The 25,358-nt window shown below is 49.8% G+C and carries 22 protein-coding genes; 15 read left to right on the top strand and 7 right to left on the bottom strand.

The window, feature by feature from the left end:
• The gene (locus AAHB90_RS13545) at nucleotides 1-918 is read left to right on the top strand and encodes a sugar phosphate isomerase/epimerase family protein (protein ID WP_342085729.1); all 918 of its coding nucleotides are present in this window, start codon (nucleotides 1-3) and stop codon (nucleotides 916-918) included.
• Nucleotides 919-949: 31 nt separating this feature from the next.
• Here AAHB90_RS13545 and AAHB90_RS13540 read toward each other — a convergent pair whose 3' ends face one another.
• A complete protein-coding gene (locus tag AAHB90_RS13540; protein ID WP_342085728.1) occupies nucleotides 950-1,501 on the bottom strand; it encodes a hypothetical protein in 552 nt (183 codons plus the stop codon).
• Complete coding sequence (locus tag AAHB90_RS13535) at nucleotides 1,502-2,503, bottom strand: phosphotransferase (protein WP_342085727.1); 1,002 nt, start codon at nucleotides 2,501-2,503, stop codon at nucleotides 1,502-1,504. It abuts the gene before it with no gap.
• Between the two features lie 28 nt (nucleotides 2,504-2,531).
• On the opposite strand from AAHB90_RS13535, the gene AAHB90_RS13530 reads away from it, so the two are divergent.
• Nucleotides 2,532-2,867: a GNAT family N-acetyltransferase gene (locus AAHB90_RS13530; RefSeq protein WP_342085726.1), complete on the top strand. Its 336-nt coding sequence runs from the start codon at nucleotides 2,532-2,534 to the stop codon at nucleotides 2,865-2,867.
• A 10-nt stretch (nucleotides 2,868-2,877) separates the two neighbouring features.
• Here the strand turns inward: AAHB90_RS13530 and AAHB90_RS13525 are convergent, their stop codons facing one another.
• Entirely contained in the window at nucleotides 2,878-5,280 is a 2,403-nt protein-coding gene (locus AAHB90_RS13525; RefSeq protein ID WP_342085725.1) for a PAS domain-containing sensor histidine kinase, read from the bottom strand.
• 182 nt (nucleotides 5,281-5,462) lie between these two features.
• On the opposite strand from AAHB90_RS13525, the gene AAHB90_RS13520 reads away from it, so the two are divergent.
• A complete protein-coding gene (locus AAHB90_RS13520; protein ID WP_342085724.1) occupies nucleotides 5,463-6,101 on the top strand; it encodes a 3-keto-disaccharide hydrolase in 639 nt (212 codons plus the stop codon).
• 46 nt (nucleotides 6,102-6,147) lie between these two features.
• On the opposite strand, the gene AAHB90_RS13515 is transcribed toward AAHB90_RS13520, so the two are convergent.
• Nucleotides 6,148-6,630 (bottom strand): DinB family protein, encoded by a 483-nt coding sequence (locus tag AAHB90_RS13515; RefSeq protein ID WP_342085722.1) that lies wholly within the window; start codon nucleotides 6,628-6,630, stop codon nucleotides 6,148-6,150.
• Nucleotides 6,631-6,759: 129 nt separating this feature from the next.
• Here AAHB90_RS13515 and AAHB90_RS13510 point away from each other — a divergent pair, with 129 nt between their 5' ends.
• The 10 genes from AAHB90_RS13510 to AAHB90_RS13465 all read left to right on the top strand — a co-directional run bounded on the left by AAHB90_RS13510 (nucleotide 6,760) and on the right by AAHB90_RS13465 (nucleotide 20,130).
• Nucleotides 6,760-8,139: a Gfo/Idh/MocA family protein gene (locus AAHB90_RS13510; protein ID WP_342085721.1), complete on the top strand. Its 1,380-nt coding sequence runs from the start codon at nucleotides 6,760-6,762 to the stop codon at nucleotides 8,137-8,139.
• 74 nt (nucleotides 8,140-8,213) lie between these two features.
• Nucleotides 8,214-9,074, top strand: a complete 861-nt coding sequence (locus tag AAHB90_RS13505) for an alpha/beta hydrolase (protein ID WP_342085720.1) — start codon at nucleotides 8,214-8,216, stop codon at nucleotides 9,072-9,074.
• 5 nt (nucleotides 9,075-9,079) lie between these two features.
• On the top strand, nucleotides 9,080-9,865 hold the full coding sequence (locus AAHB90_RS13500) for an SDR family NAD(P)-dependent oxidoreductase (protein ID WP_342085718.1): 786 nt from the start codon (nucleotides 9,080-9,082) through the stop codon (nucleotides 9,863-9,865).
• 643 nt (nucleotides 9,866-10,508) lie between these two features.
• Complete coding sequence (locus tag AAHB90_RS13495; RefSeq protein ID WP_342085716.1) at nucleotides 10,509-13,664, top strand: SusC/RagA family TonB-linked outer membrane protein; 3,156 nt, start codon at nucleotides 10,509-10,511, stop codon at nucleotides 13,662-13,664.
• 10 nt (nucleotides 13,665-13,674) lie between these two features.
• Nucleotides 13,675-15,555, top strand: coding sequence for a RagB/SusD family nutrient uptake outer membrane protein (locus tag AAHB90_RS13490; protein ID WP_342085715.1), 1,881 nt, complete (start codon nucleotides 13,675-13,677; stop codon nucleotides 15,553-15,555).
• A 248-nt stretch (nucleotides 15,556-15,803) separates the two neighbouring features.
• Nucleotides 15,804-16,148 carry a hypothetical protein gene (locus AAHB90_RS13485; protein WP_342085714.1) on the top strand — a complete coding sequence of 115 codons (345 nt, stop codon included), beginning with the start codon at nucleotides 15,804-15,806 and terminating at the stop codon, nucleotides 16,146-16,148.
• A gap of 108 nt (nucleotides 16,149-16,256) precedes the next feature.
• Nucleotides 16,257-17,978: a PQQ-dependent sugar dehydrogenase gene (locus AAHB90_RS13480; protein ID WP_342085713.1), complete on the top strand. Its 1,722-nt coding sequence runs from the start codon at nucleotides 16,257-16,259 to the stop codon at nucleotides 17,976-17,978.
• A 105-nt stretch (nucleotides 17,979-18,083) separates the two neighbouring features.
• Complete coding sequence (locus AAHB90_RS13475) at nucleotides 18,084-18,446, top strand: hypothetical protein (RefSeq protein ID WP_342085712.1); 363 nt, start codon at nucleotides 18,084-18,086, stop codon at nucleotides 18,444-18,446.
• Between the two features lie 33 nt (nucleotides 18,447-18,479).
• Nucleotides 18,480-19,181 carry a hypothetical protein gene (locus AAHB90_RS13470; protein ID WP_342085711.1) on the top strand — a complete coding sequence of 234 codons (702 nt, stop codon included), beginning with the start codon at nucleotides 18,480-18,482 and terminating at the stop codon, nucleotides 19,179-19,181.
• A 10-nt stretch (nucleotides 19,182-19,191) separates the two neighbouring features.
• On the top strand, nucleotides 19,192-20,130 hold the full coding sequence (locus AAHB90_RS13465) for a hypothetical protein (RefSeq protein WP_342085710.1): 939 nt from the start codon (nucleotides 19,192-19,194) through the stop codon (nucleotides 20,128-20,130).
• Here the strand turns inward: AAHB90_RS13465 and AAHB90_RS13460 are convergent, their stop codons facing one another.
• The gene (locus tag AAHB90_RS13460; protein ID WP_342085709.1) at nucleotides 20,131-20,856 is read right to left on the bottom strand and encodes an esterase family protein; all 726 of its coding nucleotides are present in this window, start codon (nucleotides 20,854-20,856) and stop codon (nucleotides 20,131-20,133) included.
• A 14-nt stretch (nucleotides 20,857-20,870) separates the two neighbouring features.
• Nucleotides 20,871-21,488 (bottom strand): GDSL-type esterase/lipase family protein, encoded by a 618-nt coding sequence (locus tag AAHB90_RS13455; RefSeq protein WP_342085708.1) that lies wholly within the window; start codon nucleotides 21,486-21,488, stop codon nucleotides 20,871-20,873.
• 233 nt (nucleotides 21,489-21,721) lie between these two features.
• On the opposite strand from AAHB90_RS13455, the gene AAHB90_RS13450 reads away from it, so the two are divergent.
• Nucleotides 21,722-22,144 carry a hypothetical protein gene (locus AAHB90_RS13450; RefSeq protein ID WP_342085707.1) on the top strand — a complete coding sequence of 141 codons (423 nt, stop codon included), beginning with the start codon at nucleotides 21,722-21,724 and terminating at the stop codon, nucleotides 22,142-22,144.
• A 135-nt stretch (nucleotides 22,145-22,279) separates the two neighbouring features.
• A complete protein-coding gene (locus tag AAHB90_RS13445) occupies nucleotides 22,280-23,212 on the top strand; it encodes an aldo/keto reductase (protein ID WP_342085706.1) in 933 nt (310 codons plus the stop codon).
• Here AAHB90_RS13445 and AAHB90_RS13440 read toward each other — a convergent pair whose 3' ends face one another.
• Entirely contained in the window at nucleotides 23,213-25,342 is a 2,130-nt protein-coding gene (locus tag AAHB90_RS13440; RefSeq protein ID WP_342085705.1) for an outer membrane protein assembly factor BamB family protein, read from the bottom strand.
• Between the last annotated feature and the right edge of the window lie 16 nt (nucleotides 25,343-25,358).

Below are 25,358 nucleotides of genomic sequence, written 5' to 3'. Positions count from 1 at the left end.
ATGAACCGCCGGGAAGCATTATCCTCGATCGCCGCTGTGAGCGCAGCAGGCATTGTTCCAGCCGAAGCTGCGAAAGCCAAAGTTCAGCCCTTTATTTATTCTCTCAACATGAGCACCTTGCGCGGCCAGAAACTCGGGTTTCGCAAGGAGCTGGAAGTAGCGGCAAAAGCAGGTTACGGTTCGGTGGAGATATGGATCAGCACTTTGCAGGACTATCTCAAAGAGGGAGGAACGTTACAGGAAGCTAAACGCATCATCGGTGATCTTGGATTGAAAGTGGAGGATGCCATCGGTTTTGCGACGTGGATTGTGGACGATGAAACGGCCCGTGCCAAAGCATTGGACCAGCTCAAAGGTGAAATGGAACAGCTGGCGGCCATTGGTTGCCCGCGCGTAGCTGCCCCGCCGATGGGGGCCACTACCGGCGCTTCGCTGGATCTCGCAAGAGTAGCCGAGCGTTACAGGGCGATTCTTGAATTAGGAGATAAAACAGGTGTTGTGCCACATTTGGAATTGTGGGGCTTTTCTAAAAACCTCAGCCGGGTGGGGGAGATATTATATGTGGCGGTCGAATCGGGGCACCCTTCGGCACGCTTGCTCATGGATGTTTACCACTTGCACAAAGGCGGCTCGGGGATGGGTGCCATTAAAGATGTAGGTAAGCCACTGATAGAAATCTTCCACGTAAACGATTATCCTAAAACGCCGCCTCGCGAGTCGATCACCGACGCGGACCGCGTGTATGTAGGTGATGGTATTGCTCCGTGGAAAAATGTAATTCAAAGCCTTAAAAACCCCGATAAGCCCATTATTCTGTCATTCGAAGTGTTCAATAAGGATTATTGGGCGCAGGACGCATTGCAGGTAGCGAAGACGAGCCTTACGAAGATGAAGAAAATTGTTGAGGCAGCCGTTTAGAGCGCGCGGGCCGGTAGTAATGCCGGCCTTTTTATATTTTACCTAAAAATGCAAGCACACTCAACACCATTCCGCCTATGGTCGCTATGGCGGAAATGATAATGGCAAATATCATCAGAAAGCCTTTTGAACCGGTTTTTTTCATGATAATCAAACCATCTCCCTTTTTGATTTTCCCCAGCTCCCCGACGGTTAAGTGGTAAATACCGGGTGCATGGATACTGAATTCGGCAACTGGCACAACGCGGCTGCCAGTCATATCCTTCCTCGATCCGAGGTGGTTGACCCCATGGGTTACCTCAAAATGCTTTCCGTCGGGCACAGAAATCAGTTGGTACTGTACGCTGGTGGGTATAATGCTCAGGAATGCAGGGCGACGGTAGGCGATTTCGTATTCGCCGGGCTCTGAAAGCTGGAAGTGCGGAAGTGGTTTATCCAAGGGCAGCATAATTTTTTTACCCCCGTAAATTTCAATGATCTTGCCAATGCTGCGGATCAGCAACCACAGCCCGGCTAAAAACAGCAGCGGAAAAAGAATTTTGAACATCATCATATTTGCCTGCAATGCGTCGAAAGTAAGCAATTATGAAGTCAGCTTATGGCCAAGTTGGTGATAATCAAAGTATTTTTTGAGTAAAAGGTTAATGAACCTTTTAAGGTATATTTCATTCAGGAACACATTCGACCAGTTGTCGTACCGCTGCGACTGGATACCCAGGTAAAAGAAGTACAGGCAGATTCCCAGCATCGGGATCAGCCGCTTTTCTTCGTCACTGACAGGGGTAACGGATTCGTAACCTTTTATAAACTGAGTGGTTTTGCGTTCGCGTTCGTCATCGTCCTTTTCTGTCGAATGGATTTGCAGCATATAATAGGCCATATCAAGGCAGAGCCAGCCATTACCGCAAAAATCGAAATCAAAGAACGTAATCTTACCTTCCGGTGTGACATTCATGTTGTCAAACCAAAGATCGAGATGAACAGCGCCGTGTCTCAGCTGGCTTTGATCTGCGTTTTTCAGCTCGGTGATGAGATATTCCTGTACCGTTCTCATATACTGCATTTCCTCGGTATCCTCGGGAAGAAACCTGCTAAGTTCTACAAGTGAGTCGATCAACAGTTCTTTTTCGGTATAGGTAACGCGTTGCAGCGGGAAATTCTGAGCCAGTAAATGCATTTCGGCCATCAGCTTCCCTACCTGGAAATGTGTTTCTGCGTTGAAATTGAGCACCTTCTCGCCTTCGGCAAAAGAGAACAACACGCCAAAACGTTCTCCTTCCGGTGCTGCAAAAGAATGGATGAATGTATTCTCCAGATCGGGAATCGCATATGAGACCGATATGCCATTTTTCCGCAAGTGCTGTAATAAGCGCAACTCTTCCGAAATCTCAGCCTGTGTACGCCACTGGAAACTGTAAACACGGAAGATGTAGCGTTTCGCGGGCGTAACGACCAGGTAAGTATCGCTGATGCCCGTTTTCAATATCCGGCATTCAACCTGCTGATCAGGAAAGTAATGCTTTTGAACAAAAACGCCGAGATGGGACGGTGACAGATTGGAATTCGATACGGGAAATACGTTCATGGCGTAAGGCGATTGGGGCGGCAAAATTATGGATATATTTGCCCCGGACGTATCGCACTTTAAACAAAAATTTATGGCTGAGATCAAATTCAAGCTGGATAACCGTCGTCGCGGGGCTTTTTATGTCGAAGAAGACGGAAAACAGGTGGGCGAAATGGTGATCGGATTGAGTGAAACTACATTAACGGTGTATCATACCGAAGTTGACCCGGCCATGGAAGGTCGCGGATTGGCCAGAAAAATGCTCGATGCGATGGTCGCCTATGCCCGTGAGCAGGGATTGCAGGTAATGCCGCTATGCGAGTACGTGCATGGGCAGTTCCGTCGCCATCCGGAAGAATTTTCTGATATCTGGCAAAAATAAAGCTGCCGCATCATAAAGGAAGCGGCAGGTATACGATGAAGGTTGATCCTTTTCCGGGTTGACTCCTAGCGGTAATATAACCATGATGGTTCTGAACAACCTTTTTGCACAACGCCAGTCCAATGCCCGAGCCCGAGAACTCGCTCCGACCGTGTAGGCGCTGGAACATCTGGAAAATCCGGTCGAGGTAGATTTCGTCAAAGCCGATGCCGTTGTCGCTCACCTCGAGGCAGATATACCTGTGGTCGGGCAATAATTTTGGCAACGTTTCCTTTTCTGTTTTATCCACCGTCCGGTAAGACAGCCTGATAATCGATTCCTGGTCGGGGAGCCGGTATTTCACCGCATTGCTGATCAGGTTCTGCACAAGCTGTGTAAGCTGCGGAGCATTGCCCCAGACAACAGGCAGGTCCCCAACAATGATATCAGTCTTTTGTTCCTGGATTGATATTTCCAGATCCGCCAGCACCGAATTGACGATATCATCCAATGGCACTTCGCCAAATTCACCCTCGCGCGTGGTCAGGCGGGAATAGGCCAGAAGATCGTCGATCATCACCGACATGCGCTTTGAGGCGTCCTGAATGCGGTTGAGCATGTATTTGCCGTTGTCATCGAGCTTGTCCGAATAGGTCGCAAGCAGGCGTGAGCCAAACGACTGGATTTTCCGCAGCGGTTCCTGCATATCATGGCTGGCTGCATAGGCAAACTGTTGCAGGTTGTTGTTGGAGTTCACCAGCTCGATATTGGCCTGATGAAGCTCGTCGGTGCGCTGGCCTACGCGCCTTTCCAGCTCGCTGGCCAGTTGGCGGTACCTTTCTTCGCTCTGTTCGAGCTCCTGGCGTGAAACGACCTGCTCGGTCACGTCGACGGCCATATCCAGGATCGCATACACTTCCCCCATCGCATTTTTCAGGGGCTTGTAGGTATAGTCGTAATAGAAAGTGTGCAGTTCACCGTCGATCACCAGATCGGCCCTGGCGCCCTGCTCCGAATGCGGTTGGCCGGTTTTGTAAATACGGTCGAGGATATCAAGAAACGGCTGGCCTACGAGCTCCGGCAACGCTTCCCGCAGCGGTTTACCAATCACCGACCTTCCTTTTCCCCATACTTTCAGCATCGCTTCGTTCGGAATGTCGATCACCATATCCTTACCGACAAACAATGCGGTAGCAACAGGTGCCTGCTCGATAAGCGTCCTTAAATGTTCCTCATTGACTTTCAGTCGTTGTTCCGATTCGATGCGGTCGGTAATGTCCATCACAATGCCGGACAGCGAAACGGCCTTGCCCAGGCTGTCGTAGAGGTAGCGCCCGAGCACCCGTACCCAATGTATGGAGCCATCATTCCAAATAAATCGCGCCTCATAGCGGAGCTCTCCGTTGTCCTCCGCTTCGGCATATGCCTGGTTTCGGATCCCTATGTCATCCGGATGAAGACTGGCCAGTAGAATGTCCCTTGTCATGTTGACCGACTCGCTGCCGGTGATGATCCGGGCCATTGTAGGGGAATAAATGATCTCGTTGGTCGCCAGTGTCACCATAAACGAGCCAGCCCCCGATCCTTCAATGGTCATCGCGGCCTGCTGGTCGGCCCAGGCAATTTTTTCCTGGCTGGCAATCTCCGAAGTAATTTCACGGGAAATGCCGGAAAAGCGAATGGGGTTTCCCAATTGATCGAAGGAAGCCTGGCCTGTGCAATGCAGCCAGCGGAGTTTACGGTCGGTGGCACCGATCACCCGGTAACGGATATCATAACTTGCCCTTAAAGACGGATCCAATGCGCGTTGGACGGCTTCGGTTACCCGGGCGCGGTCGTCGGGATGGATAAACTGCACCAGGCTCTCATAATGCATTTCGGTTTCCGCGGGAATGCCGTAGAGCTCTTTACAGCGGTCGTTGAATAACACCGTCTGATTTACGGGATTCAGATTCCAGGTGCCTAGCTGGGCGGCCTGGATGGCGAATGTTAAGTTTTGCTCGCTTTCCTCACGGGCCTTGTCCGAGCGCAGCTGCTGGGTGATATCCATCATCGATCCGACCATTCGAACGGGTTTTTCCTCGCTCTGGATCGTGTATCCGCGGTCGTGTACGTGGGCATATGAGCCGTTGGCCCGCCGGAACCGGTAGAAATTCGACCAGTTACTTTCACCTTTTTCTATGACATCATAAATCTTTTTGACTACCTGCTCCTGGTCATCGGGGTGAATGCGGTCGAACCAGGAATTGGGGCCGTTTTCGACCTCTTCGGGATGGTATCCGAAAATTTCCTGCATGCCTTCGTTCCACCAGACCGTGCCCTTGGTAAGGTCCCAGTCCCAGATCACGTCATGGGTAGCTTTTGCCACAAGTTTAAACCGCTCGATCGCCAGCAGCAGGTCGTTCTCAGGCTTATTAAGGGTACTATCAGTCATTGGTAACAACTCCTCAGGTTTACGTATTCTCCGTTTCAGTGGCGGTCTTACGTTGTAAAAATACAGATATTAGCTTAAAAGCAGCGGTGGTTGCTTGTTGCAGCCCATTCAAGTAAAAATCCTCACCTCATTTCTTTAATCATCATTAGAAAAAAGTATACTAGCACCAAACCGACCGTGCCATGAGAAAGCTCCTGTTCTATTTTTCCTGCCCTGTCGTCCTGGCGTTTGTCGGCTGCATAATGATCCAGCCCGGTAAAAAGGTCTCGCTTTTTGATGGGAAAACATTCAATGGATGGGAGGGGGATACCGTCAAAACCTGGAAGATTGAAAATGGCAGCATTGCAGGCGGCTCACTGGAAGAAAACGTGCCGCATAACGAGTTCCTGTGTACGCGTAAGGAGTATTCCAATTTTATATTGAAAGTAAGGTTTAAACTGACAGGCCATGAAGGCTTTATCAACACGGGCATCCAGTTTCACAGCGTACGCCTGCAAAATCCGCCCTATGAAATGACAGGATACCAGGCTGATCTGGGTGATAAATACTGGGCTAGTCTTTACGACGAGTCGAGGCGGAACAAGACGTTGATCGCACCGGATTCGGCATTGGTAGAAAAAACCGTCAGGCGCAACGATTGGAATAGCTATGAGGTGCACAGCCAGAACGGCCACATCCAGCTTTTCCTGAACGGCACGAAAACGGTGGATTACGTCGAGCCGGATAAATCCATTCCCCAGAAAGGACTGATCGGCCTGCAAATCCACGGTGGCGGAAAGGCCAAGGTATTTTATAAGGATATTATGATTGAGGAGCTTTGATTGCCAAACTGCCGGAGCTTAAAATGCCGGCAGTTTGGCAATGTCTTTACTTCCAGATGCCCAGCAAACGTCGGGCTACGATGATCTCGGCGGTATGGTAGGAGTTGTGGTCGGCGATCAGCATAGCCTCGCGGACAATGTTCTGCCCGCTACCCCATGGCAATGGACTGAAAAGGTCCTTCTCATCATTCTGCAACAGCTGAAAAAAGCGCTGCTGATCGTCGCGAATTTCCTTCACGCTTTTTTCCCACTGCTCATCGCTCACCTGATCGGTTGGCTGCGGCCAGTATTCATCGGGCCAGATAAGCGTCTGGTAATCCCTGGAGATCGAAAAATCGATGATGTCCTTCTGAGCGATCCGGATATGTTCCAGAAGTTGCCAGATGCTGTATGGCAGCTTATCGGGAATCACCGCACGCAGGTTGGCCGGGACGCCTTCCAGGGCGTCTTCCAGGGTGACGTGTGCGTTTCCGCCCTTAATAAGGTCGGTCAGTTCATTAATCAGTTTTTTTCGCTGGTCGGCGTGCATAGAACGTTAGTTAATTAGTAGGGTGGGTAATAAGGTGGCAAAATGTACATATTTTTGATTTAGCGGCGCAACAAATCGCGAATTGTTTAAATTAGGGGATCATCTTCTTAAACCTTTGAAACTCTTACAATGAAGCCTGACCGCCGTAGTTTTCTCAAAAATGTAACAGCAGCGTCCGCACTGTTAGCCACGGAAAGTATTGCCAAACCATTTCACATTATTAAGGACCTGAAAAAAATCAGTCCTAATGACAAGATCCGTTTCGCCACGATCGGAATGGGCATCCAGGGGCATAGCGACACGAAGGCCGCCCTGCGCAGCTCGCAGGATGTGGAATTTGTCGCTGCCGCCGACTTGTACGACGGCCGCCTTACCCGCGTAAAGGAGCTTTACGGAAAGGATATTTTTACCACGAGGGATTACCGCCAGATCCTGGAAAGAAAAGACATCGATGCGGTGCTGGTGGTAACCCCCGACCATTGGCACGACCACATTACCAAAGCCGCATTGCAGGCAGGAAAGAATGTGTATTGCGAAAAACCAATGGTTCATCATATTAATGAAGGATTATCGGTGATCGATGCCTGGAAAAAATCGGGTAAAACAATGCAGGTCGGCAGCCAACGCATCAGCTCAGCTTCTTTTAAGGAAGCAAAGCATCTCTTCCAGGCAGGAGAGATCGGCGAGATCAATTATGTCGAATCCAATAACGACCGTTTCAATGCCATTGGCGCATGGAACTACTCCATCCCGACCGACGCTTCGCCCAGCACCGTCGATTGGGATACCTATCTTGGCGACGCGCCCAAACGTGCGTTTGACGCGAAACGGTTTTTCCGCTGGAGAAATTACCAGGACTACGGTACCGGTGTGGGCGGCGACCTTTTTGTACACCTTATTACCGGCGTGCATTTTGTAACCAATTCGCTGGGCCCTGAGCGTGTAATGTCATCCGGTGAGCTGAGCTACTGGAAAGACGGCCGGGACGTACCCGATGTGCTGGTTTCGATCCTGGATTATCCCAAAACCGATATCCATGCCAATTTCCAGATGGTACTACGCGTGAACTTCGCCAATGCGGGCGCTATTGCCAACAATACCCGTATTATCGGAACGGAGGGGCAAATTGAATTTACAGAAAACAACCTTGTGTTAACAAAAAAGAAACTGCCGAAAGCACCCGGTATGGGAGGCTACGACAGCTTCAATACATTCTCGGAAGCACAGCAGAAGGAATTCAAAAGACAATATGATGCTCAATACCCGGAAGAGACCAGGAAAGCGGAACCGGTAAAAGAAGTGCGGTTCGAAGCTCCAAAAGAGGATGACGCGCACGCCAACCATTTCAGGGACTTCTTTGAAAATGTAAAAAAAGGAAGTGTGGGCACCGTTGAAGACCCCGTGTTCGGCTTTCGGGCGGCGGCTCCGGTGCTGGCCTGCAATGAGAGCTATTTCAGTAAGAAGATTGTTCACTGGGACCCGGTGGCCATGAAAATGAAGAAGAAATAAAACCTTCATACAGAGCGGGAGATGCACAACATCTCCCGCTTTTCTTATTTCAACCCTAATCCAATTGTTCCTGTATGAAGATCATCTTTACGATCGCGTTGGCCGCATTGCTGGCCACTCCCGCGCTTGCCCAGACGGGGAAAGTGCTCGATAATCTCTCGGTACCCTCCAAGCTGCTCAAATCCGAAAGGAAATTTGCCGTTTACCTTCCACCCGATTATGGGACTTCCGAACGGAGTTATCCGGTCATGTACCTGTTGCACGGCGGGGGCGACGATCATACGGGCTGGGTACAATTCGGCGAGGTGCTGCACATAGCCGACAAAGCGATCCGGGAAGGTACTGCCACGCCGATGATCATCGTCATGCCCGATGCCAATACGGGTAGGAGAGGGTATTTCAACGACGTAAAGGGAGACTGGAACTACGAGGACTTTTTCTTCACCGAACTTATGCCCTACGTGGAAAAGAAGTTTCGTATCAAAAGCGAAAAACGGTTCAGGGCCATCGCCGGGCTGTCGATGGGCGGTGGCGGTAGCTTCATGTACGCATTGCACCACCCCGAGTTGTTCTCTTCGGCTTGCCCGCTCAGCGCATCGACCGGTCCGATTACCCTGGATGACGCCAAAAAGAACCTGATCAGAAATAATCCCAATATCGCCGATTCGACCGTAGAGCGGTACTACAACCGTCACAGCGCACTGGCGTTGATCAACAACATGGCCGAGGATCAGAAAAAGGCTGTTCGTTGGTATATCGACTGTGGTGATGATGATTTTCTCTATGAAGGCAATAGTCTTGTTCACATTGCATTGCGCAAAAAAGAAATACCACACGAATTCCGTGTACGCGAGGGCGGGCACACCTGGACATACTGGCGCGAATCGCTGCCGGAGGTGCTTGCGTTTGTTTCCAAAGCATTTCATCAGTACTGATCACTATGGTGCAGGACGTTTTACCGGGTATCAAACAATTTGACCTCACCGGGAAGGTTGCCATTGTCACAGGCGGCTCCAAGGGGCTTGGTCTTGCCATGGCGGCCGGGCTGGCATCGGCCGGCTGTGATATTCTGCTGGTCAACAGAAGCGCAGTCGATGGTGAGCGGAGCGCTGCCGAATTGTGCATTTCTTTCGGTACGCGGGTACTATCCTATGCGGCCGATGTTACCAGCGAAGAACAGATAAATGCGATGGCTGCATTTGCTCTGGAAAGTTTCGGTAAGATCGACATTCTTGTTAATAGCGCAGGGATCAATATCCGTGGACCCATAGACGAGCTGTCACCGGTGGATTTCAAACATGTTATGGAGGTGAACGTGACCGGTACGTGGCTGTCGTGCCGGGCGGTAGCACCACATATGAAAGCGCGGCACTGCGGCCGCATTATCAATCTGGCCAGTACACTGGGGCTAGTCGGACTAGCCAACCGGACGCCCTACACGGCAAGCAAGGGTGCTATCGTGCAGATGACCCGCGCGCTGGCGCTGGAACTTGCCCCTTTCGACATTATGGTGAATGCCATATGCCCCGGTCCGTTTCTTACCGAAATGAATATTCCGATCGCTGAAAGCGACGATGCGCGCGACATTATCCTGGGCGCTACTGCCCTGCGGCGATGGGGACATCTGCGTGAAATCCAGGGCGCTGCCATATTTTTAGCCAGCGACGCGGCCAGCTACATGGTTGGCTCAATCCTTGCCGTCGACGGCGGGTGGACGGCTCGTTAATCGTTTTTTAATCTTAAAAAATATAATTTTTATAAGATCAATTCGTTTCACAGACCGCTCTGGGCGGAGTGAGGTGCAAAAATCAGGTAAGTTTCTGCAAAATTGCTATTACTATCTTCTAAATGGCCGTTTCCATGTAATGGAAGCGGTTTTTTGTTGCCTGTCTAACTAGTTGCTGCGTATAGAGACCGGTTCCCAGTATACGTTAAGTAACTACTGGTTATTTTCCAAGAAAACATAGTCAGAAAGCAGGAAAGCTTGTTTATGTAAATAATTTCATATCTTTTTGTACATCTGGTGTTCCTACTGCTCAGCTCGGTATTGCCGGATTACAAAATATAACATTTTCGAGTTCAGCCTCCCTTTTAAGTGTAAATAAATAGCCCGGTGGTTACAGGTGGAATTTTTAGAATAGGATTTTAGGGAGTTTTTTGTGAGATAAATTGTGTATGGTAGACACTTCTCTGACTTGCTGAAAAGCAAGGGATTACGCATGAGTCTGGTTTGTAATATCTTTTCATTTTTTTATAATTTTTTTAACTATCTACTATCTATCTATACTTAATCTATGAGGATTTCTGAACGGGAAAAGTACCGTAGCCTAACGCGGTATTTTTGCTCCCTTCTGTTGACCCTGTTGGTCATGACCGCTACATACGCTCAGGATGTAACGGTGAAGGGAAAAGTGAATGATGAGCAGGGGCAGGGATTGCCCGGCGTGAGTGTCCTGGTCAAAGGGACGTCGACGGGCACGGTGACGGACATCGAAGGTAATTACACAGTGAATGCGCCGGGTACGGCAACGCTCGTGTTCTCTTTCATCGGCTACATTACGCAGGAGATTCCACTGGGAAACAAAACCAGCCTGGATGTTAAAATGGCAACTGATACCAAAGCACTCGACGAAGTCGTGGTCGTAGGTTATGGTACGGCCAAGAAAGCTACGCTGACGGGTTCGGTAACGGCCGTGAAAGGTGCCGAATTGCAAAAAGCCCCTTCTACGAACCTTTCCAATACATTGGGAGGCCGTCTTCCGGGCGTTTCCGCAGTACAATCGAGCGGTGAACCTGGTTACGACGGCTCTGCGATCCGCATCCGCGGTACCAACTCCCTCGGTAACAGCAATGCGCTGATCGTTGTGGACGGTGTTCCTAACCGCTCGGGTGGTCTGGACCGTTTGAACCCTGCCGACATCGAGAGTATTTCGGTATTGAAAGATGCCGCTGCGGCCATTTACGGTTCACGCGCGGGTAACGGGGTTATCCTCATTACAACGAAACGGGGAAAGAGCGGCAAGCCGCAGCTTTCATACGACTTGAACGTGGGGATGGGGCAGCCCACCCGCACGCCGAAAATGTCTGATGCAGCCGAATATGCGACTATCCGTAACGAGTTGCAGATTTATGACAACCTGCCGGTCAATCAGTGGTCGGGCGCATTGCAAGGCTTCAATACAAACGGTGCCTACACTCGTACCGACAATGGTAATGTGCTGAGCGCCGTGTTTACGCCAACCGATCTTCAAAAATTCCGTGATGGGTCCGACCCGCTGATCCACCCAAACACCGACTGGTACGGCTCGGTGATCCGCAAATGGTCGCCACAGCAGCGCCATAACCTGCAATTGACAGGCGGTAGCGAGAACATAAAATACCTTGCCTCATTGGGTTATATTAACCAGGAAGGTAACTATGTGAACTCGGCAACGGGTTACAAGCAGTACGACATGCGCGTGAACCTTGATACAAAGATCAACAAATACGTGACTGCCAAGCTGGGCGTGGTTATGCGTGAAGAGTTCCGCCGCTTCCCCAATGGCGGCGGCGCCGGGGATATCTTCCGGATGCTGATGCGCGGAAAGCCTACCGAAATCGCGATCTGGCCTGACGGACGCCCTGGTCCGGACATCGAGAACGGTCAGAACCCTGCGGTAATTACGACCAATACAACAGGTTATAACAACGACAAGCGTGATTACATCCAGACCAACGGCCAATTGGACATCGATGTCCCTGGCGTACCAGGTTTGAAAGTGACGGCAATGGCTGCGATCGATAAGCAAATGCGTCGTCAGAAGTCGTTCCAGAAGCCTTGGACGCTTTATTACTGGGACAAAAAGACTTACGAAGAGGATGGCGTGACCCCATTCTTGACAGGTACCGTGCGTTCGACATTTAACGATCCACGTTTGACCGAGACTTCTTCGCAGGAACTTTCGATTCAGCTTACAGGACAAGCTTCTTACGAGAAGACAATCGGCTCACACAACTTTAATGCGATGGTAGGTATTCAGCGCGAAACTGTGGATGCTGATGGTTTCTTTGCATATCGCCGCTACTTTATCTCTCCGGTGGTTGACCAGCTTTTTGCCGGCGGTACACCCGAGCAGAACATTGGTAACTCGGGAACGAACAATGGGGATCTTTACAAGCGTGCACGTCTGAGCTATTTCGGTCGCGTGGGTTACAACTTCAAGGAGAAATATCTCGCTGAATTCCTGTGGCGTGCGGATGGTTCCTACGTATTCCCCAAAGACGGCCGTTTCGGTTTCTTCCCGGGAGTTTCGGCGGGCTGGCGTATTTCAGAAGAGGGTTTCTGGAAAGACAATATCCGCTTTGTCAACAACGTGAAACTGCGTGCATCATGGGGACAAATGGGTGCTGAGCCTTATCTGCTGGGTACAGAAACATTGGCCGAATACCAGTACCTGAATACCATGGGCTTTGGAACCTACATTATCAATGATCAGGTTGCCAAAACTTTGCTGGAAAGCCGTGTTGCGAACAACACTTTCACATGGGAAGTTGCCAACAACTCCAACTTCGGTATCGAAGGTACTTTGTGGAAAGACCGCATCGCATTTGAAATCGACTACTTTATCAATAACCGTTCGAAAATCCTGATCCCGAAAACAGGTTCTACACCTTCCAGCGCAGGTATCGACGGCAAGCTTCCACCTCAAAACCTTGGAAAGCTGCAAAACAAAGGGTGGGAGTTCAAAGTTAGCTACGATGGAAGCGTCGACAACTTCACCTACTCTGTGGGTGTGAATGGTGGTTATGCCAAAAACACGATCAAGTACTGGGATGAAACGCCGGGTGCTCCTTCATACCAGCGTACTACCGGAAAGCCTTACAATGCATTCCTTGCGTATCAATATGACGGCGTTTTCGCAGATCAGGCATCGATCGATGCAAACAAGCTGGATTACAGTGGTATTACCGGATCGCTTCGCCCGGGTGACATGAAGTTCAAGGATATCAACAACGATGGCAAAATTACGGCCGACGATAAGGTACGGTCAGACAAAACCAACCGTCCGCAATTCACTGGTGGTATGAACATCAATCTTGGCTACAAATCGTTTGACCTGTCCATTCTTTTCCAGGGAACGCTGGGTGGTTTGCAATACATCGGGCAGACAGAGTCGGGTGACATTGGCAACTACCTCAAATACGCTTACGACCACCGGTGGACAATCGACAACCCAAGCTCGACCGATCCCCGCCTGGCCAACCGCAACAACACCTATTATACCAACTTCGATAATGCGGGCGCAAACACCTATTATCTGAAAAGCAACAATTACCTGCGTCTGAAAAACATCGAATTGGGCTACAACCTGCCGTCTGAAATCGGTTCTAAGATCGGGGTAGGCAACCTGCGCGTGTATGTGAATGGATTGAACCTGATCACGTTCGACAAGATCAAGATCTGGGATCCGGAAGCGACTTCTTCAAATGGACAATACTACCCGCAGTCGCGAGTGCTTAATGCAGGTGTACGTGTAACTTTCTAAGACTAAAAAAATGAAACTGAATTATAAAAATTGGATTTTTCTGGCGGCGCTTGCTACAACCGGGCTGGTGTCGTGCGACACTGACTTCCTGGATGTAACGCCACCCATTGAAATCCCGACCGACGAGGTCTGGAAGGACGGCGCATTGGCCGAAGGATTTGTGACAGGTATTTATCAGGGGCTTCAGCAAGGCGGATTCAGCGAGCAAATGCTTGCATCATTGACTGATGAAGCGGTATTTACCCACACCGGCCGTAATATCAATACCGTAAATGAGGGTAGTTTGAGTCCTTCGAACTTAGGCTGGGTAGACGACACCTACGGATGGGGACCTATGTATACCCGTATCCGGGCAACCAATCAGGCGCTTACAGAGCTGCCAACTTCAACTTTTACGGATCAGACTTTGAAAGACCGTTTGAAAGGAGAAGCGCATTTCCTGCGTGCTTATTACTATCAGCAGTTGGTTCGCTATTATGGATCGGTTCCTTTGATCACCAAGGTATATGCATTGAATGAGGACTATTCTGTAACGCGGAATACTTTCGAGGAGTGCGTGAAGTTCATCGTGGCCGACTGTGACAGTGCTGCCGCGTTGCTGAAAGGCAAAGCTGAGCAAAAAGGTCGTGCAACCGAGATAGCCGCTTTGGCGCTTAAATCACGCGTGCTGCTCTACGCGGCCAGCGATTTGCACGATGTTCCTACTGCGAAAGCGAAGTCAGCGTTGATCGCCGCCTATCCTAATCCTGAATTCCTGGGTTATACTTCGGGTGACCGTAAGGCGCGTTGGACCGCAGCGCAGGCTGCTGCCAAGGCCGCATTAGATGCCAAAGCAGGCTACAAGCTTAATCTGACTGCTCCTGTTACTGCCGAGCAAGGCAAGATCAACTATATTTCGATCGCAATGGCCGGGTACAGCGCAGATAAATCTCTGGATGCTTCCGGTGGCGACGATATCATCTTCGGCCGGTATTTCACTGCCAGCCAGACCTCGGACGGCGCACGCCAGACCGGCTTGAACAACGGTCCGAACGGCTATCACAACTGGGCAGGCAATACGCCGATCGGTTTGCTCGTCGATGATTATGAAATGATGGACGGAACCCCGTTCTCATGGACTAACCCGAAGCATAAAGCAACACCTTACGTGAACCGCGACCCGCGTTTCTATGCGACGGTAATGTATGATGGTGCACCATGGAAACCACGTCCTTCCGATGCAAAAGATCCGGCGAATCAGATCCAGACAGGTTCCTACGACCTGCTCGACGAGAAAGGAGCCTTGTTCAACCGCAAAGGACTCGATACCCGCAGCAGCTCCATCGAAGACTGGAACGGAAGCCGTACAGGTTATTACATGCGTAAGTTTATTGACCCGAACCCGGCGTTGTATGATAATACCGATCGCCAGAACATTCCGTGGCCGTTCTTCCGGGTAACCGAGGTCGCGTTCAACTACATCGAGGCAAGCATCGAGCTGGGCCAGGATGCGGTAGCCCTTGAATGGTTGAACAGGATCCGTTTCCGGGCTGGTATGCCTGCCTTGAAAGTATCGGGCGCAGCCTTGAAAGAGGCCTATCGCCACGAAAAACGCATTGAGATGGCTTACGAAGAACAGCGTTACCACGACGCACGCCGGTGGATGATCGCCTCTACTACTTTGGGCCGCTCATTGCAGTTCATCACCGTGATCGGTAAGTTCAAGCCAGGCAAGTCGATGAAGGAGCCTTACCACTACGATCCCACCGTTTACGACTACACTTATACGCCGACTGAGGATAAATCTCACGAAAACCGCACCTGGGTTGACAAGATGTATTTCCGTCCGTTCAGTCGTGATGAGATAAACCGTAATGCAAAACTGGTTCAAAACCCGGGTTACGACAAGTAAAAGCTTTTGAACACATTACTCTTGCAACTGCCCGCGCCGTTATGGTGCGGGCAGTTGCGTTTTTGAGGTTTTTTGAAGACAAATCCCCACAAAACGTGGATTTAAGTAAACACTATTAAATTAGTAGAATATTTATAATTGTTTAATTTTCAAATAGTTGTATGTTTTGGCATGATCCTCTTGAAATAAATGGCAACAGTGCGAATGCACGAGACCAAACATGAATAGTTGTCTAAAAAACAAGGATTATGAAAAAGCTAGTAGTATCGGCATTGGCCCTGACACTCATCTCGTTTGCTTCTGTTCAGGCTCAGACGGCCAATCAGACCACCACTGACCATTCGGCGCACAAAGAAGCAACGACTACGAAGGCAGCTAAGGCAGACCAGGAGGAAAAAGTTGCCGTGAAGCCGGAAGATCTGCCCGACGGCATCAAACAAACCATCAAAAGCGAGGAGTTCAGCGGCTGGACTGTTAAAAAGGCGTTTTTGGTAACCGAGCCTGATAAAACCCAATATTATGAGCTACAAGTAGCAAACGGCAAGGAAAATGCCCGAGTGAAACTTGATAAAAACGGAAGAAATGTAGGATAACCATAGTATTCCTTCATTATTCAGTGAATAAGCCGGAGCGATCCGGCTTTTTTTATGTGCCAGTCGCTAACTTTGATGCCACTTTTGATAATTCCTAACCCATCTTAAATGACCTTAATTCTACGTTCTTGTTGCTGCATTTTAGCGGCGCTATTCCTTCTATTGAGCTGCACAGGCAGCAAGCAAAGCACATCCGCCGGCAGCCAGCTAACCAGTACCGGTTCGGAAGGAAAGGAGCTTTTCACTACGCATTGCGTCTCATGCCATACAATGGAGCAGGAGGAAATCGGTCCCCGGCTGGGCGGCGTGACAAATCTGCTTTCTGAGCAGGAACTAATCGCATTCATCAAAAACCCAAGCCACGCGATCCAATCCGGTGATGCGCGGGCAGTGAGCCTGTCGAAACGGTATAAAATGATTATGCCGCCTTTCGATTTTTTAAAGGACGAGGAAATCCGCTCGATCCTTGGGTACATTGCCTCGGAGACCCGGATACATCGTATTGCGCCTCTTGAAGTAAAAATCGACACCGAAGCATCTAACGCACGCCTGGCGCCGCCGGTCATCAAGACCGGCCTGAGAATCGAAGTGGAGGATTTTGTGACCATTCCGCCGTCCGGCGATAAAATGCCCCGCACACGTATCGCAAATATGCGCCCGCACCCCTCACAGGACGGTACACTGTACGTGAGCGACCAGCGCGGTATCATCTACCGGATCAAAGGGCGGGATGTCGCCCCCTTTGTCGACCTGAGAAACCAGGTCGACAATTTCGTCAACGAACCCGGCCTGGGGACTGGCCTTGGCAGCTTCGCATTTCACCCCGATTACACGAGGAATGGTTTGATGTACATTACCCATACCGAATCCTTCAAAGGGAAGCCAGCCGATTATGCTTACCATGACTCCATTAAAGTAGCGATGCAATGGGTCGTTTCGGAATGGAAGATCGATGATGTTGAAAGCCCTGTTTTTAAAGGGACAAGGAGGGAATTGCTTCGTATCAATGTACCTAATGTTGTCCATGGCACGCAGGATATCGGCTTCAACCCGGAAGCGGTTAGGGGTGATAAGGATTATGGGCTGCTATACATCGGCACAGGCGACGGCGGTTCTACGATCAGTAAGTATCCTGAGCTTTGCCATAGCCTGCATTCGCTGCTTGGGACGATCATCCGTATCGATCCACTGGGAAACAATAGTAGAAACGGGCATTATGGTATTCCGGCAGACAATCCGTTTGTGGACAGCAAGGACGGAATCTACAAGGAAATATACGCCTACGGTTTCCGTAACCCACACCGTTTGTCGTGGTACAACGGCAGGTTATTCAGCGCCGAGGTAGGCGAGTCGAATTTTGAGGAGGTGAATGTGATTATTAAAGGCGGCGACTATGGTTGGAATGTACGTGAAGGCACCTTTGGGATATCTTCGAAAGACCTCAAAAACGTCTATCCCGTTCCCGAAACCGGGCCGGGGAAATTCGAAAAACCCTATTTACAATACGACCATATCGAGGGCAATGCGATCAGCGGCGGATATGTATACCAAGGCGCAATCGCTGCATTGAAGGATAAGTACATTTTCGGGGATATAGTCAACGGCCGCCTATTTTATGCCAATATCGATTCTGAGCTAAGCGACCGGTCGATATACGAGCTGCTGATCATGCGGGAAGGAAAGGAGAGCAATCTGGTAGAAATGTCGGGCTCGAAGCGGGTCGACCTCCGCGTTGAATACGACCGCTTCGCCAAGGAGCTGTACATTATGACCAAAAGCGACGGGAAGATCCGGCGCGTTGCCAAGGCATATACGTTAAATCAGCCCTAAGGGCGCTAAATAGTCTACAGTGGCCGGTAAATAATTGAATTGTCCTGATTCTCAATGAGCATTGTTTCTTTGCAGCCCTCATTAAAACGAAATCAGGACAATTTTATGGCCAATGTTAAAACCGTACTCGACCAATGGTCGGTAAAAGACCTCGAAGACAATTCAAGCATCAATGTACTCGTAGAAGGGTGTACTGAGCTTGGCAACAATGCGCAGCCTGGCGTGCAGATTATGTGCATGGGGCAATTCGTTACCTATGAGCCCAACATCGTAGAACAATGGGCCTACAAGGCAGGTAAGCAGGGGATGTCTGAATATTTGCTGGAAGATAAATCCTGGACCTTTCATGAAGATCAATACGTCAAATACTTCCTGGTGCTGGGTAGCCCCCTGAAAGCCCGCATTATCGTAAAAACGCGCAGCTCCAAACCGAACACCAGGGATTATGAACTTCCATTCGAGGTCTGATCAGGAATATTCAAACACACACTTACTATTGACATGATCAAAGTTACTTACCTGGCCCTGCTGGGCATATTTTCACTCATTGTTCTGGTAGCGGTGGTCTACTATCTGCTGAAACCCGCTCCGACCGGCGATAGCTCGGTCGGGTGGGCTATCGGGATTTTCTACCTGGCCGGGCTGGTGGGCATACTGCTTCTGGCAGCGCTTTTCTGGAAAAACAAGACCATCGGTCTGATAATCCTTTGCATTCCGCTGCTGTTTTTGGTCCTACCCACGCTGAAGAGCCGGGTTCGTGATTTCTACGCCTGGCTCCCATCTCCGCGCAGCACGCAACTCACATTGCACATCGCCAACAACACGCAAGCGCTTGTGAACGTGAAACTGGAATGCTGGTTTGGGCAAAAGGACGGCGATCAATCTCTTTATAAAACACTGGAATTTACCTCAAAACCACTGGCAGTCAACCAGCACGTACTGTCGGATTACGACGCGCAGCTGCTCTCGGCCAAATCGGCATTTGTGCGTATAGTTTTCTTTGAATGTTTGCAGGAATCCGGCAATGGCTATTCCTACGTTCGCGAAATCCAGCCGTGTATGCAGTACCGTAACGTCCCGATAGAGGATTTTCAAGTGAAGGATTTTCTGATCGCCATAGACGGTGAAAAGAATTCGGAGGCATTTCGGGCCGAAGTGAAAAGGTTGAAATCGGATAGCTTGTATCAAAACGGAATCTTTTAAACCACTCAATATGAAGCTTGCATTATCAGCCATCATGCCGTCGCCCGTAAAATTGCCGGATTGTACTATCTGGGTGGCAAGCGATACCGGCGTCTTCTTGATGGCAGGCCTTTTCGAAATAGTAGGTTTGGCGTTCGATGGCGCAATTCATCCCATCTGGAAGACATCGGATGAGGAAATAGCCTATGCCATGAAGGGATATTATGATACCCGGTTGACTGAAAAATTGTATGACGATGTGGCTTTGGACGGTATCGACGGCTTTTGTCTTCTGGAAATAAATGAATATCACAAAATCGACAAGCCAAATGGCAGTAATGCTTTGATGAACGTCGCTAAAAATTATGGATTGTTTGGTCAGCAGTTGCCCGTTCGTGCCCACGATACTATTTTATCTTTTGCTTCAAAAGAGATCAGGATAATCGCTCCGAAGAGTACAGGGACCGACGTGCTGCATTCGGTGAAAACCAAAGGCAAATTGCCTGTTGCTACCACCTTACATCCTCAGCAGAACCTGATCATGTATGGCACTAACGACGGTCAGCTTTACGGGCAATATTTCGAAGAAAACAGCTTTACCAAAACAGTGAAGATCGGCAAGGTTCCAAATACGTGCAGCCAACTCGCTTTCAATGAGCAAGGCGATCGGTTCTATGTCTGCGGAACAGGCTTCCTCCACATCTTCAACTATCATAATGACACATTTTCGCTGCGGGCCTCACTCTCCACCGCTGCCCGGTCATTTGTGTTAGTCGAAACATACCTGATTCTTAACAAAGGAATGCATGGGGTAGAGGTGTGGCACATCGAAAATGAACCCCGTCGTGTCACCTCCCTGGAAATCCCATTCGCGATTGACAAAATGGAATACCTTTGGTCCGTCCGGACACTGCTGCTCACTTCTGCCACAACGCAGCAGGTAGCGCTTGTCCGTTGCGATTTGAAATAATTACAAGTATACCTTTACCATCTCCCGCCAATACCTCGGCCGGTGTGCCTCATCATCCCAGATGTAAAACTGATGGGGTACGCTGATCTGATGCAAGGAATCGCTTAGATGGCGGTTATTGTCCAGGAAAGTATCTTCCCGCCCGATTACCATTGTGATCTCCATTTCCCTAAGTTGTTGGAGCAGCCCGGGATCCGAAATGCCCGGCACGAAATGGTTAGGCATGTTGAAATAGATATTTTCGTCAAAATAGCCGTCGAATAAGTCGGCGAAAAAAGGGAGAGGTTGGGTAAGATCGTAACGGGCACTCATCCCGACGACTTTGGTGAAAAGGGTGGGGTGCTTCAATGCGATGTTCATCGCATGGTATCCGCCCAGGCTGCAACCGGCTGCCACAAGCTCCTGGTGCTTGTTTTGTATGCGGATAAACGGAATGACCTCGTCAAGAATATACTTTTCATATTGTATGTGACGGATAATGCGCAGCGGCGGAGGAGCGTCGGAGTAGAAGCTCTCGCTGTCGATGCTGTCGACGCAATACACCTGAATATTGCCCGCCTCAATCTTATCGCGCATCGCGTCGATAATGCGCCAGTTTTCAAAGTCATAGAAATGCGCCGACCGTGTCGGGAAAAATATCACCGGAACCCCCTCGTGGCCAAAGACGAGCATCTCCATAAACCTGTCCAGAGTCGGGCTAAACCATTTGTGATACGTCCTTTCCATGAAAAGAAGATTGGTTAAGAAGTTTTTTGAAGTGTTCCGTTTACGGCATAAATACTTTCATTGATCACTTTTTTCCAGATTGCATACCCATCTGCGCTCAAATGCAGCCCGTCCGCCTCAAAAAGTGATTTACGCGGATAACCCTGATAATTCACCATAAGCGGGAAAATATCAATGTAATGTTGGTTAGGATTTTTTTGGATTTCTTCCTGGATCAGCTCATTGGCAGCCTTGATCGAACCAATAATTTCCCATCGCTGCAAGCTGGGTTTGATCGAGACATAAAAGCATGGAATATCGCCGAAGCGGCCGCGGATCAGGGCAATCAGCTGACGGTAGAATAACAATACCTCCGTCGGGTGGCGCCCGTCGCCAAGGTCATTATCACCGGCATAAATAACGATGCGGACCGGAGCATTCACGGTGGCCATAATACGTTCAAAAAACCAGACGCAAGCTGCCAGCGTCGAGCCTCCAAAACCCAGATTGACAGGCTTCAATTCCGCGAAATCCTGGTATAGACCGGTCCACAGGGTGAAGCTCGAACTTCCATAAAAGACCGTATCAGGTTCGTAGTTTAACGTGGATCTCTCTTTTTCAACTCTTTGTACTTCCTCTTCATACCAGACCATATTTTCCTGATTTTCGGTATTTCACTGATTTTGGGTGTTTAACCGTAAAAATAAGTATGCCGGATTAACATATGGTTAAAAAATAGTCACCGGAATGAGAATTATCACAATATCGTGCAAATAGGGTACAGGAGGTGCCAGAAGACTGCAAGAAATGTAATTTTTTGTAAATCGGTTACAACCATCGGCGCATGTTCCGTTTCTCTGCACTATAATTCAAAACTACTATTGGCATGAAAAAGACGATTTTACTCGCATTAATCTGTATCGCAGCTATTTCCTGTGAGAAAAAAGAAGACGCCGCACCCCAAGCCGATCTGAATGCGATCAGCCTGTCGTATCAAAAGGCGACGACGGTACGTACTTCCGGAAGCGATTTGAAAGTGGAGCTCAAGGAAGTGAATGACAGCCGCTGTCCGATCAACGCCAATTGTGTGTCGATGGGAAGCGCAAAATTAGTCTTCTCAGTCTCCGACGCTTCCAACCAGGTAAATGTGGATTTCGAATTTAAGGGTGATTCCAAAAACGAACAGGTGTTCAAGCTGGGCGGAACAGCGTATGTGCTTCGGGTAACAGAAGTACTCCCTTATCCTGAACTTCCCAAATCACCCAAACTGGAAGACTACAAGATCGCCGTATCCATCGAAAAAAAGTAATAGATTCAGATTTGGTGTGAAGTGCAGCAAAAGGAGCCAGGATTGTCCTGGCTCCTTTTCTCATTTTTGGCCTTACAAGTGCTGCTGACGCAATTTGTTTGTAACTTGAACACTTCAAAACCCATTAACCAGCTAATGAAGCATATTTTTTCAAGACGCGAGGCGTTGGCCGGGCTGGCCGCCGCAGGTGCCGGACTGGCATCGGCTCCGTTTTCTTCCTCCGCAAACAGCGATCTCAAAATGATATTGGAAAGAAAAATTCCGGCTACCGGCGAGCGGCTCCCCGTCATAGGCCTGGGCTCATGGCAGCAATTCGACGTTGGATCAGGTGCTGCCGAGCGCGCACCGCTGAAAGAGGTTTTGCAAAAAATGCACGAAATGGGCGGCAAATTGATAGACGCCTCGCCCATGTACGGCCGCGCCGAGCAGGTGATCGGCGATCTGACCACGGATTTGAAATTGAACGACGGTTTTTTCTTTGCCACGAAAGTCTGGACAACCGGCAAGCAGGAAGGTATCGAACAGATGAATGCTTCAATGAAGAAAATGAAACGGGGAAAAATCGATTTGATGCAGGTACACAACTTACAGGATTGGGAAACGCACCTTAAAACACTCAGGGACTGGAAATCCGCGGGAACAGTCCGATACATAGGGATTACGCATTATACCGATGCGTCTCACGCACGCCTGGAACAGATCGTAAAGTCGGAGGAAATCGATTTTGTACAATTCAATTACTCGATACGCTCACGGAATGCCGAAAAAAGCCTGCTGAAAGCGGCGAAGGATAAAGGCGTGGCCGTGATTATCAACGAGCCTTTCGAGCAGGGTGCGTTGTTTCGCGCCGTGAAAGGAAAGCAGCTGCCCGCCTGGTCTGGCGACTACGATATTAAAAGCTGGGCGCAATTTTTTCTCAAATACATTATCAGCAATGACGCCGTCACTTGCGCGATACCAGGCACCTCGGATGTGAAGCACCTGGTAGATAATCTTGGCGCCGGCGAAGGGCGCTTGCCCGACGAGGCAGGCCGGAAAAAAATGCGCGAATGGATTGCAGGGGTTTAATTATTCCAGGGCGAAGGCCACATATTGGTTTCCTTTCCTAGTTCCCAGCTTGGTTCCACCGCAGGCTATCACCACATATTGCTTGCCGTTTACTTCATAGGTGGCCGGCGTTGCAAACCCGGCAGCCGGCAGTTGAGTCTCCCAAAGCAATTTGCCGGTTTTTTTATCAAAAGCCCTGAATTTACCATCTTTTGTAGCAGCGATAAAAAGCAGTCCGCTCGCAGTGACCACCGGGCCTCCGTAGTTCTCTGTCCCGGTAGTAGGTACGCCTTTGGCTTTGAGCGATTCTACTTCACCAAACGGTATTTTCCAAAGGAACCGGCCCGTGTTCAAGTCGATTGCATTAAGGGTGCCCCATGGAGGTGAAATGGCAGGCAGGCCGTTGGCATCCAGGAATTTATTGTATCCGGTGCTTTGGTAGGGCAGGTAAACCTTCTTCGAAGCCAGGGTTTCAGAAACCGCTTCCACCTTTTCATCGCCAAACAGGAAAGAAACCAGAGCCTGCTTTTCGCCGGCCGTCAGCATGGTAAATCCAGGCATCATGCCCTTGCCGGTAGTGAGTAGTTGATTCACGAAGGCCTTATCGCGGCGTGCGCCAATGTCGACAAGCGAGGGGTAGCCACTCTTTGCATTGCCTTTCCGCTGAGGTCCGTGACAGGTCACACAATAGGTCGTATAAACCTTTTCACCAGGACTCAGGTTGGATAGTTCGCTTTCTTTGGGCGTGTCTTTCATGGTCAGAATCCACGCCATTTCATTGCTGTTTACGTACAGAATTCCCTCGTTGGGATCAGCCGCTGCGCCTCCCCACTCGGCTCCGCCGTCAAATCCCGGCAGTATTACCGTGCCTTCTTTGCTGGGCGCAGCGAAAAGCGCCTTGTTATAACTTTTGAATTTGATTTTCAGCGAGTCCCGATCGGGAGCGTGTATGCTGATATCGTTCTCTGTCAGGGTATGGGCTTGCCGTGCATAAGGGGCAGGCTTGGTTGGGACTGGCTGGGTTGGCCACTGATATTCGCCGGATAATGCTGCTTTGGGGACGGCTGTTTCCCTGATCGGAAACAGTGGCTTGCCCGTTACGCGGTCGAAAATAAACACGTATCCCTGCTTGCTGACCTGAGCCACCGCATCGACCTTCCGGGGCTTGCCATCAGGGCCGGTTTGTGTCACAGTGATCAGGTTAGGCGGGGCGGGAAGGTCTCGGTCCCAGAGGTCGTGGTGCATGGTCTGGTAATGCCAGAGTCGTTTTCCTGTACGCGCATCGAGCGCCAGCAGGCAGTTTGCAAACAGATTGGCTCCCTTGCGCTTACCACCGTAAAAATCGTAACCCGCCGAGCCGGTTGGTACATACAAAATGCCGCGTTTGCGGTCAATTGCAGTACCTGCCCAGTTGTTGGCAGCGCCGGTGAAGGTATTTTTGTAGGCGTCGGCAGGGAATGTCTCGTAACCGAATTCACCCGGGTAGGGGATGGTATGAAACGTCCACACGAGCTTGCCCGTACGTACATTAAATGCACGCAGGTCCCCCGGTGCCGCATCGGAATCTTCCGAAAGCCGCAATGGCATGACAATCAGATCTTCGAAAATCGTTCCGGGCGTGTTGGAAACCATGTATTTGTTTTTGGAGGTTTCCGGAAGGCCGGTGTGCAGATCAATGCGCCCTTTTTCTCCAAAGCTTTCGATCACTTTTCCCGTGCGTGCGTCGAGCGCGTACAGATATGCACCCATTGCGTGCAGGATGCGTTTGTCGTTGCCATCTTCCCAATAAGTGAGACCGCGGCTGGTATTCGAGCCATTTTTGGATTTATCTCCAAATATCCAAAGCTGCCGGCCTGTTGCGGCATCGAGCGCAAATGCCTGTACTGTGGCCGTTACGCCATACAGGACGCCATTCACCACAATTGGGTTTACCTGGGTCTGCCCCGAATCGGGCATAGACCAGGTCCAGGCCACTTTCAGGTTTTTTACATTGTATTTATTGATCTGGGTCAACGCAGAGTAATGGTTGCGGTCCGGGCCGCCCAAATATTCCCTCCATTCGCGTTTGTCATCATTTGGATCAGGCAAGATTTGTGCGCCAGCCAGTAGCAATGCCAGCCCGCCAATACACCACGATAATGGTTTTAACATAGAATTTAAATTCAGA

The organism is Dyadobacter sp. OTU695, from assembly GCF_038440355.1.
Classification (GTDB): domain Bacteria; phylum Bacteroidota; class Bacteroidia; order Cytophagales; family Spirosomataceae; genus Dyadobacter.
The sequence above is the reverse complement of the archived record's forward strand: the minus strand, read 5'-3'. Positions and strand labels throughout refer to the sequence as shown.